Annotated in this window: 7 protein-coding genes and 2 pseudogenes; 4 read left to right on the top strand and 5 right to left on the bottom strand. The window is 43.2% G+C overall.

Annotated elements, in window-relative coordinates:
* The 4 genes and pseudogenes from BJP37_RS38120 to BJP37_RS38115 form a co-directional block, all read left to right on the top strand.
* Nucleotides 1-185: pseudogene (locus tag BJP37_RS38120) on the top strand (hypothetical protein); the annotation flags it as partial.
* Between the two features lie 25 nt (nt 186-210).
* Entirely contained in the window at nt 211-1,173 is a 963-nt protein-coding gene (locus BJP37_RS00165; protein WP_081431015.1) for a sulfotransferase family protein, read from the top strand.
* 192 nt (nt 1,174-1,365) lie between these two features.
* The gene (locus BJP37_RS00160; protein WP_075895550.1) at nt 1,366-2,442 is read left to right on the top strand and encodes a dihydroxyacetone kinase subunit DhaK; all 1,077 of its coding nucleotides are present in this window, start codon (nt 1,366-1,368) and stop codon (nt 2,440-2,442) included.
* A 166-nt stretch (nt 2,443-2,608) separates the two neighbouring features.
* The gene (locus BJP37_RS38115; RefSeq protein ID WP_158069332.1) at nt 2,609-2,764 is read left to right on the top strand and encodes a hypothetical protein; all 156 of its coding nucleotides are present in this window, start codon (nt 2,609-2,611) and stop codon (nt 2,762-2,764) included.
* Nucleotides 2,765-3,046: 282 nt separating this feature from the next.
* Here BJP37_RS38115 and BJP37_RS00150 read toward each other — a convergent pair whose 3' ends face one another.
* From BJP37_RS00150 to BJP37_RS00130, 5 genes and pseudogenes are all read right to left on the bottom strand, one after another.
* Complete coding sequence (locus tag BJP37_RS00150; protein WP_075895548.1) at nt 3,047-5,395, bottom strand: WD40/YVTN/BNR-like repeat-containing protein; 2,349 nt, start codon at nt 5,393-5,395, stop codon at nt 3,047-3,049.
* A 108-nt stretch (nt 5,396-5,503) separates the two neighbouring features.
* Complete coding sequence (iscB, locus tag BJP37_RS00145; protein WP_075895546.1) at nt 5,504-6,778, bottom strand: RNA-guided endonuclease IscB; 1,275 nt, start codon at nt 6,776-6,778, stop codon at nt 5,504-5,506.
* Between the two features lie 419 nt (nt 6,779-7,197).
* Nucleotides 7,198-7,992 carry an FkbM family methyltransferase gene (locus BJP37_RS00140; protein WP_075895544.1) on the bottom strand — a complete coding sequence of 265 codons (795 nt, stop codon included), beginning with the start codon at nt 7,990-7,992 and terminating at the stop codon, nt 7,198-7,200.
* A 379-nt stretch (nt 7,993-8,371) separates the two neighbouring features.
* Nucleotides 8,372-9,337: pseudogene (locus BJP37_RS00135) on the bottom strand (glycosyltransferase family 2 protein).
* Between the two features lie 358 nt (nt 9,338-9,695).
* Nucleotides 9,696-10,709 (bottom strand): glycosyltransferase family 2 protein, encoded by a 1,014-nt coding sequence (locus BJP37_RS00130; RefSeq protein WP_075895542.1) that lies wholly within the window; start codon nt 10,707-10,709, stop codon nt 9,696-9,698.
* Nucleotides 10,710-11,190 lie beyond the last annotated feature (481 nt).

The following is an 11,190-nucleotide window of genomic DNA, read 5'->3' as shown; positions in this document are numbered from 1 at the left end:
ATTCCCGATTCCCGATTCCCGATTCCCGATTCCCGATTCCCTGTTCCCGATTCCCGATTGCCGATTCCCGATTCCCGATTCCCGATTCCCTGTTCCCGATTCCCGATTCCCTGCTCCCTGTTCCCGATTCCCGATTCCCGATTCCCTATTCCCTAAAACCCAAAATTTGTACCTCACCGAAATAAGAATTGCTATATAATTAAACATCAAATGAAAACGACCGAGTTAGTTTCTGCAGCAACTACTTGCCAGACCCAATCAACCAAACCAAACCTACCTCAGACACCGATAGCACAGATTCTCGATTTTGACACTGACCATCAAATCAAACAGATACTGCCTCAGTCTATCCACTTCATCTCTGGCCTACCTCGTTCTGGGTCAACTTTGCTAGCAGCATTGCTGCGCCAGAATCCCCGCTTTCACGCTGGCATGACTAGTGCTGTAGGAGAGTTGGTCAGTTGCCTCCTGGAAAGAATGAGCAACAGTGAGGGGGCGATTTTCATCTCCCCAGAGCAGAAGCGTGACATCCTCCAGAGTCTATTTGCGGCCTACTACCGCCACTCAGTAGAAGACCAACAACTTATCTTTGATACCAACCGCCTCTGGTGCAGCAAACTACCTTTGATTAGTGAATTGTTCCCGGAATCCAAGATAGTGTGTTGTGTCCGTAACGTAGCTTGGATCATGGATAGCTTAGAACGCCTGGTACGACGCAACGCCCTGGAAGTGTCTGGTTTGTTCAATAATCAAGAAAATTTCACTGTCTACAGTCGCACTGAAGCCCTATCTAAAGGCGATCGCCTAGTGGGATTTGCTTACAATGCTCTCAAGGAAGCCTTCTACAGCGAACAGGGTAATAAGTTGCTGCTGGTAGACTATGAATTGTTGACCAGGTGTCCAGCAGATACCTTAAACCTAATCTACCAGTTTCTAGGAGAAGAGCCCTTCGAGCACAATTTCGAGCAGGTAGAATACGACGAACCGGAATTCGATGCTAGGCTACGAACCCCAGGATTGCACAAGGTAAATCGCCGAGTGGAATTTATTCCCCGGCGCACAGTATTACCACCAGATTTGTTTGACAGGTACAGCAAACTGTCATTTTGGACTGACCAGACTAACAGCCTGAGTAATGTTCTTCGCTTCAATCCTGTCAAACAAAAGTCTTAGGGGAGATGGAAATATTGGTCAAGGGGGAAGTTGGGGCAAGGGATGGGAAGATGGGGAAGACTATAGCGGAGTCCGACTGATATCAAGTTCGGTAGCATCGGTATTGTAAAGCCTAGGTAATGGTTAATGGGATCACCAATTACCCATTACCCATTACCCATGACCCATGACCCATGACTACTGATATAAATCATGAAAAAATTAATCAACCATCCCGATAATGTTGTCAGAGAAAGCCTAGAAGGCATGGCTATAGCTCATCCTGACCTGCTCAAAATTAATCTTGACCCCCCCTTGATCTACCGTGCTGATGCTCCCATATCAAATAAAGTAGCGATTATTTCCGGTGGTGGTAGTGGTCATGAACCCTTGCACGGGGGCTTTGTGGGTGCCGGAATGTTAGATGCCGCCTGTCCCGGTGAAGTGTTTACCTCTCCCACTCCCGACCAAATGCTAGAAGCTGCCAAAATAGTCAACAGTGGTGCAGGGGTTCTTAATATTGTCAAAAACTATAGCGGTGACGTGATGAATTTTGAGTTAGCTGCGGAATTAGCTATCTCAGAAGGCATCCGAGTCCTCAATATCCTAATTGATGATGATGTAGCGGTTAAAGATAGCCTCTATACTCAAGGCAGGCGCGGGGTAGGGACGACATTATTAGCCGAGAAAATCTGTGGCGCTGCTGCTGCTGCTGGTTATGACCTCAAACAACTGGCTAATCTCTGTCGCCAGGTTAATGGTAATGGACGCAGCATGGGTATGGCATTGACATCCTGCACCCCTCCTGCTAAAGGGAGTCCCATGTTTGACTTGGGGGAAGGGGAAATAGAATTTGGCATTGGCATTCACGGGGAACCGGGAAGAAAACGAATGTCCCTCAAATCAGCAGATGAGATAACTGAAATACTAGCGCTATCGATTATTGAAGATGGTGCCTATAGCCGCACAGTGCGAGAGTGGGATGAAGATAAAGCAGAATGGACAGAGTTAGAAATAACTGACCCCCCTTTTCAGAAAAGCGATCGCATTCTAGCATTCGTGAATAGCATGGGTGGTACTCCCCTGTCGGAACTATACATTGTGTATCGCAAATTAGCCCAAATCAGTGAACAAAAGGGGATGAAAAATACTATTCCCTTGGTGGCCAAGAAGGGACGAGCCAGTTATTTAGGGGAGCGCAGTGCTGGACATCAAGACCCTGGTGCTACTTCAGCCTATTTGATTTTCCAGACACTGCTAGAAACGGGTAATACAGGGAGTAGGGAGTAGGGAGTAGGGAGTAGGGAGTAGGGAGTAGGGAGTAGGGAGTAGGGAATAGGGAGTAGGGAGTAGGGAGTAGGGGTAAGAAAATTGACTTTACCTCATAAGTAGGAGAAACGCTCTAGTCAACTTTTAACTTTAGTGACTTATTAATAACTTAAGCGTCCGCATCTTATTGAAGGTCAACCGTCAACCGTCAACCCTCAACCTTCAACCTTCAACCCTCAACCTTCAACCCTCAACCTTCAACCCTCAACCCTCAACCCTCCCTCAACCGACCCTACGGGAACGCCAAGGGCGAACAGCCCTCAACCAAATTTCACAATTATAGCTTGCACCAGCTGAACAATTTCAAAGGTCACGAAGACGCTGAGAATAATTGTCACTAATTTATTCAGTATCGGTATGTTGCCATACCCAAACCAAGAGGCAACAAACTTGATTAACACCATACAAATGGCGCTAATGATTAAAAATTGCAGGATTGCCATCGTTTGATTCCCTGATTAACACGAAACAAGTCAGTTATTTAGTGTATTCCCTATTCAATAACGATTACCCTAATTACAAGGAAAATTTTATAAAAATCTTAAGGAATTAATCAAAATTAACCCTATTGTGATCCGTAGTATATTCCCCTACCATTGGTACCAATAAAGACCAGTCCGAACTCCTGCTTACTCGCCTCCATCACAGTAGGTCTATTGCCAATTGGTCGGGAGCGATCGCCCATCCTTGTCCACGTGCGTCCCATGTCAAGAGACTGGAATATTCCTGGTTCTTGGGCACGGCTTTTGGCTGAGCTTCCTGAAGTCCCTGTAGCTTCCCGATTCCTAACCCCATTCTCGACATTGGGAACATTTCCATCAATATTTCCATAAATATACAGTGCTGGAGTGTCGCTGCCCTGGGGTGCTTTACCAAAGGCAAATAGGTGAGCTCTAGTTACTGAAGGCAGCTTGAAGAATGACTGACCGCCATCGGTAGAGCGATAAAAACCCTTACTGTCTAGACTCAGCCAAATTTCACCCTTAACCCCTGGCACCGTTTTCAGGGAATGCCAACCTTCATTGCGAAGTGAATCATTCACAATTTGAAAAGATGAGCCGCCATCATTGGAACGATAGACTTTGCCTTTAGCATAGTAATAAAACCTGTTGCCATCTACAGAGTCTGCCGCTAAAGATTGAGACCAATTCCATGGACCACCGGGACCATTGGGTAATCCTGAAACCTTTTGCCAGCTCACCCCTCGATCCGTAGTGCGCAGGGGCTGACCTTGACTAACTGTCACAACAAATAAATTGGGGTTAGTAGCAGACATAGCGACCCGCATCGGCATCGTATTGTCTGGAAATGAGGCAAACTGTTGCCATGTCAGACCACCATCGGTGGAAGTAGCTCCAGTATAGGTTGAATTCCAGCGGTTACCACCAACCCGAACCATCTGCAAGGGTTTAGTTTCACAGTAAGCAATACTATAGGTTTCCTGGAATGACTTACCGGGCTCCCCCAGACCAAGTCGTTGAGAGGGGTAAGTATCTAATCCTTGGTTATGGTAGAAACCATCCACATCCGCCACCCCACTTACCAGTATCGGACCACGGGGTGGTGAAACCAGAGTAAACGGAACCACTTCCTCGTGTCCAGCGGCATAGTTAGTCCAAACAACGGGATTAGCATTAAGATCATCTGTCCGCCATACACCGTACCAATCCGTAAACCAAACTCTTCCCGGTACTTTTGGGTCAAATTCCATCGCTGCCATATGATTGGCAAAATACTTCTTCGGCCACCAGGGAATAGTGTTGTTAGCAGAAGTCAGCTGCTGTTTCCAGGTAGCGCCGCCATCCAGGGAACGGTAGAATTTCGTTTTTTGTGTGCGGTTGAGGGCAACTAAGATATCCTCAGGATTAGCAGGATTCACACTGAGCGTACCAAAAATGCGATTAGATCCTCCTGGTTTCATGGTTTTCCAGACACCATTGCCATACTTGTGGACTCCAGGATTACTGGTACTGGTGACGTAGAGGATATTATTTTTTCCCACAGCCATGCGATTGACTGTTTTTGGGCTACCAGCTACCTGAGTCCAGCTGACCCCAGAGTCAGTAGATTTGTAGATGCCATCTCCATAGGGAGAAGCATAAACTAAGCCCGGTACCTGTTTATCAAAGACAATCGCTGTAATACCAATTTTGTTATCTGGTTTACCTGCAAAAGAGGTGACGTTTTCCCAGGTAGCACCAGCATCCGATGATTTCCAGAGTCCATCTTCTCTAGAGCCGAACAGGATAATATTGGAATTGAACGGATCAACAGCTAGTCTCTCTCCTAGCCATTTTTTCTTGTGGTTAGCCCCCATCTTGAGGTCTAGGTTCAACTTTGTCCAAGTTTGTCCTTTATCGGTAGATTTAAATAGTGTTCCCGGTTCAGCCCAGGGATATTTTCCAGCTGCAATATAGACAATCGTTGGATCATTGGGATCAACAGCCAGTGCTTCTCCTCCATAGTAATTTCTCTGAGAGAAGGGAAAGTGTTCTGTCAGGGGAATCCAACGTTGCTTCCCCTCATCCCAACGATAGAAGCCACCCACATCAGTCCGAATATAAACTAAGTCTTTCTCCAGTGGATGGAGGTAAACACCAGTGACATAACCACCACCTCCGATGGCTACATTCGTTGTTCCGAGGCGGATGTTCTTCTGGTATTTCCGAGAGCTAACTACCTCAGCCTGTCCTGAATTTACCTTAACGATATCAGTGACCAATACAATTGACCCGAGCATCATCAAACTAGTCAGGAGCATCAGTCCTAGAGTAACCCTTTGCCTAAACCAACGGTTTGGTTGGGTAATAGCTCGAATCCGGTGATTGGGAATCCACTTAGCAAGGGTTAGCCCAATCGCAAAAATAAATAAGCCTAAAAGCACCCTGAGTGCGATCGCAAGCCAGTCAATCATCAAAAAAATAGGGGTTGGTAAGGGGAGCGACGGAAACCCCTGTCATTCATGCATGGGAAGGAGTCGCTCCCCTTACATAAACAGCAGTTTGACAGAGTTTCCTGGGAATTATAAACTATAATAGTATCCATCTTTCCGGTGTATAACGCTGCAATATTTGTGACTAATTCCTTGAACCAGTCCAGGTTTTGTAGAGATATTAAATGAGCCGGTTTGGCGAGTAGCTACTCTGCCTGTATAGGTTCCTATTTTCTTACCTTTGGTTACAATGGCTTTTACAATATCTCCGGTTTGAAAACCTTTAACTTCTTTGTACCTGGGGACATAACGAGTCGGGAAACCAAACTTATTCGTTCGACACATCTGACGAGTTCCATGTCCTTTAGCTGTAATCAATAATGGTTGATAGCTTTCGATGTACAAGTTATCAACTTTACCGACATTAGCGGCATCCAACCAATGGGTTTTAGGGAGATTTTGACGGCAACGATTATACTTAGTTAATCCACCACTACCGGTCTCAATCGGTAAACCAGTTGACTTAAGGTGATTGTATAATTTCCATCTGGTTGAGTTAACCGCTGCTGCATTAGCTAAAGGCTTTTTCGCCTGAGCCAAAACTCGCTTTAAGACACTAGGTTTGCCAGACAAAAATTGTTCGATTTCCTGAACTCCTTTCGTCTGATTACATTTGTGACAAGCAATAGCTAAGTTACAGACTCGGTTAGAGCCTCCCCTAGCTAATGGCTTGATATGCTCTATTTCTAGAGGAGTGTTAGCTGCTCCACAGTAAGCACATTGGCGGTTCCATTTTTCAAGTAGATACTCCCGTAGTTCATACCCGTACAATGTGCCTTGCTGATACTCGACACCAGATATTTCGGGATTTTCCATTTTTTGAGTGTCAAAACGGACTAACTCCTGAGAAATACCAACAATTGGGCATAATCTACTTAACTTTTTAGTCCAAGTCAAGATATTGTGAACTCGTGACATTAAACTAGGAGCTAGCCAGCCAACTGAGCGTTTTCGATTCAAAAATCTAGGCTGACGGTAACGAGTTTTCCGGTTACGCCTAGAACGCCTTAACCGCCTACGAGAGATTAGAGCATCTCTGATTTGAAAACCCCTGTGAGTTAGTTCAGCTCCCCAAACAACTTTATTATCCTGGACAATGGCTAAGCCCGTAGTCTTAGCACCGGGGTCTATTTTGAGTTGATGTTCGTGGGTTACACAGTTTTTGACCTCCAATTCTGGCATAATGATTGTGAACGGGTATCTTTTTAGAACTCTTGCTTTCCCCTGTTTGAGTAGAATTCTGGCTCTAGCAGGCTGACAAGGGTCTAATGGTTTTTTGTTTTTGTCGAGTACAAATACGCGCATAATTACGTTTACTCCTATTTCTAGGGTTAAGTTCGCTTCGCTAATGTTGTCAGTCGGTACTATCCAAATTGCACTCCCTTAACCTGATACAGATGTTTAACAATTTGGTTCTAGAGCTTGGAACTAGCGACGCATCCCAAGGTAGGAACTTGAACACTTACTGACAACGGAGTCCGCTTAGGACTTAAGCTGGTCAAGTATTGAGGTTACAAGCCCCCGGATTCTATGCGTGGGGTTGCACTACTCCCAGGTTCTTGACAGAAATAATAGATCAGCAACTAGGACAAGACTTCCCCAGTAACTCTACTAGTAGAGTACTTTAATAACCCACCCTACTATTTATAACTATTTCTAGGGATTTATAGGATTTGTTGCCCAGTTTTTTCATTCGTCTTACAGAATACTCCTGTGTCTTCTCGCTACCCGTAAGGCGTAGCCAAGAAATTCCAAGCAGAGCCTTCTTCACAGATTATGGCAAATTCCGTCTTACTGAGTGGAGCTAACCCCTCTAGCCAACTGTTAAGTTTAAAAAACTTAAAACCACACTGGTTGACTAGGAAATCATACATCATACCTGGCGTTGTTTTATAATCAACCATGGCAGTACGACCAAATTCAAAGACTAGGTAAGGCTTGTGGGTTTTTAAGGTTCGGATAGCACCTTTGAAAACCTGAAACTCTGCTCCTTCTGTATCTACCTTAATAAACTTAACTTTGAAGTCAGGTTGAAGGATGTCATCAAGTTTTTGAGTTTTGATGGCAATCGATTCTGTTTGAGCATTGTTATAGCCCCAATGGGTGTAGTCTCTGTGTTTTAGACCACTGAGTGCTGGGGCATCAACAACATGGAAGAACGTGGTTTCTCCCTCTAAATCACTCAAAGCAATTTGCCTAACATGAACCTTTGAGAACCGTTTTTGCAGCCGAGTAGCCAGCCGGGGGAGCGGCTCGAAAGCATAGTGCTCACCGAGGGGAGCCACTTGGCATATTTTTGTCAACACACTCCCCATGTTGGCACCCACATCGATACAGTTTGAGGATTTGTCTAAAATCCGCTTCATAATCTGATAGACATAGGTGTCATCTTCCCTGCTCCTCAGGATATCTTTGCTGGGAGGGTTGATTAAATCAACAATACTTCTTGCCGCAGGCTCAAACGGTGTGCCAATCACTAACTCTTTCAGGTGAGTTTTGATTGTTAAAGGTAGATTCATTTTTTAGCTGCGTATAAAGCTTAGCTTTTCAGTTATAGCATAAACTAATCGGGGGTGATAAGCTTTATTTACAAGAGTTTACAAAAAAACTATTTTTAAAGCACAATATGGCGTTTAGCATACTTATAAAGTACAGTAATTTTTATTCACCCCTCCCCCTCTTATTAAGCAGATATATTTTATTTTAAGTAATAAAAAAAATTGTTATATCAATGGAAAGGGAGATAGGGTGATGGATATAGGGTATTTTTAACCTTAAAAATATTAATAATAATTATCCTATCTCCCTATCATCCTACCCGTGAAATTCTAGTCATACTTTGAAACAGCCCTGGGCCGACGACGTACCTCACCCAAATAAGAACTGCTATATCAAATACTAAGCTTGCTCCTGATAAATTCGGCGCTTTTGTGAAGCTCCTGTCGTTTTTAACGCCACAGCTTCCATTTGCTGGTAAATAGTTTTAGGTAAAAGTCGGAGCAAATAAGCAGCAGCCCCGGTCAACAGAGTACGAAGCGGTTCCTCTAGCAAAATACGCCAGTAAGTCGCTAAAGCCTTATTAAACAATTCTGTTGCCATCAAGCCTTCTTTGATGCTGAGTGCACGTCGAGCACCAAACCGTAAATAATAGGCGCGGGCTGGCTTTTCACATTCAGCAATTACCTCTGGAGCATAGGCACGTGTTTTCTCAATCACCTTTTCTAGAGAATTTATATGCTTGAGTATACTAGCTGAATGCCCTTGTGAATGAATACGATATAAAGTCAGCGGCTCTGGCAAACCTTCCATGTACCAATCAGTTTTAATCGCCATGCGCAGCCAACATTCCACGTCTTCGATATTGTGCAATTGAGTATCAAAATAAGCATCCTCCGTAGCCTGATCGTCTCGGTATCGAATTGCTTCAAACACCTCTCGCCGAATCACTGGTGTTGAACCATTCCCAATGGGATTACGACACATGATGTAATCTGTAGTTATATCTTTAGTTTTGGCTATTTGATAGATTCCTAACGGAGTTCCTGTTTCATCAATTAACGCAGAATAGCTAAAACTGACTCCTACATGAAGTGATGTTTCTAGATGTAAAACATGCTTTTCTAGCTTTTCTGGAACCCAGAGGTCATCTCCATCTAAGAAAGCGATATACTCTCCTTCAGCATGGCGAATGCCAGTGTTTCTAGCCGCTGATACTCCTTGATTATCCTGACGAATAATTTTAATTCTCGGATCGTTAATTTGTTTACATATTTCGATACTGTTGTCAGGAGAGCCATCATCAATGAGTAGCAGCTCAAAATTTTTATAGGTTTGGGCGAGCACAGATTATACTGTGGCTGCTATGTATTTTTAAACCTTATATACTGGAATAATTACCGATACTTTGTTCATAGTATACTCAAACCTTGAAATTAGTTAACCATGCTAGGAAGCACAAGGTCAATAAAGATAAGATGCCAAACTAGGCAAACGCTTATAGAATAAGCTTATTCTATAGCGATTTTAAGCTATTAAGGTGCATTTTGTTTGCTTTTAGGGAGCAGGTACTGAGGCCGTAGGCCACGCTACGCGAACGGAGCAGGGAGCAGTAAAGTCGGAAGAGGAAAGAGGTAAAAAGTTTTGTGTACCTCATTAGAATTAAAAAACGCTATATAAGGTTTTTTAATTTTGAATTTTTAATTTTTAATTTCGGGCAGCGGTACTAGTTTTGGACAAGAGGATGTTTTTTAAAATTGTTGAGCAGCCTAGAGACAAGCAATTCAATGTGAGCATATAAAGACTTCGGTAATAACCAAAGCATATAAGCAGCTATTAAGGTTAAGATTGTTCGCCGTGGCTGTTCTAGTAGGATACGCCAGTGATTGGATAATGAGCGATGTATAAGTGTCACAGCATCTGAACTTACTTTAAGACGAACCGCACTCCTAGCCAAGTACCGCAATTGGTAAGCCCTAGAAATGTTTTCCCATCGGCTGGTCAGTGTGGGAGCATAGGAACGGGTCTTTTCAATCATTTGTTCTAAGGACTCTAACTGCTTGAAAAGATTAGCTGACAACCCTTGTGTATTAATTCGATAGAGGGTTAATGGTTCAGGTATTCCCTCAATTTTCCAGTCAGTTTGAATAGCGATGCGAAGCCAACATTCAAGATCTTCAGCACGACGGAAGTTTTCATCAAAGTAATAATCTTCTGTAGAGCCGTAAAGATTATCCTGATACTTAATTGTGTCAAAGACTTCCCGACGAACTACAGCAGCCGAACCGTTCCCGATCGGGCTCTCTCGAAACAAATCAGATATAGTAATATTAGTTAGCTTAGGCATTAGATAGGCACCCATAAAATTTCCAGCTTCATCAATCAAAGCAGAACGGCTAAAACTAATCCCGACATCTGGGAATTTTTCTAAGTGTTCCATATGTCTTTCCAGTTTCTGAGGTAACCACAAGTCGTCTCCATCTAAAAACGCTAAATAATCTCCTTTTGCATGGCGAATTCCTGTATTTCGCGCTCCAGCAAGTCCCCGATTAGTTTGGTGAATAATGTTAATTCTATTATCGGATAATTTTCGACAAATATTGACACTTTTATCGGGAGATTCATCGTCTATTATCAACACTTCAAAGTTTTTATAAGTCTGGTTTATAACCGACTTTAATGCGGTAGCAATATACTTTTCAACGCCGTATACTGGGATAATTATCGAAACAGTTTTCATCGGGGAAAATTTCTGAATAGGTTACAGATACGATATAATAATTATGGGTATAAATGTTGTAAATTAATTTACCAAATTATTCCAATAATTTTTCATAAACTTAGACTAACTAATCAGGTGATTTATGAGTAATTCAAACTATGTTTTTTTTGTATATGTATAGATAGTTTGATATCCATTTTAACCTTAAAGCTATATCTAGCAAGTACTTTGGGGCGCTTGTTGCCACTCACTCAGATAAATTTTATCAGTTTTTCTATAATTGTATAATATACTGTCCAGTAGCATTATTACTGGATACTACAGTTGTATGTATAATACAGCGTAAGCATTCAGCTAAAGCGCTACGCGCACGCTTCGCGAACAGCTATCAGCTTTGGAATAAAACAAGTAAGCATTGGAATAATGCTGAGTTACCTCACAGCATCGTTCGCACAGCGTGGCCATTCGCGTAGCGTGGCCAAAGCCTGTGCCACAAGGC

This window comes from Moorena bouillonii PNG (genome assembly GCF_001942495.1).
GTDB lineage: Bacteria > Cyanobacteriota > Cyanobacteriia > Cyanobacteriales > Coleofasciculaceae > Moorena > Moorena bouillonii.
The sequence above is the reverse complement of the archived record's forward strand: the minus strand, read 5'-3'. Positions and strand labels throughout refer to the sequence as shown.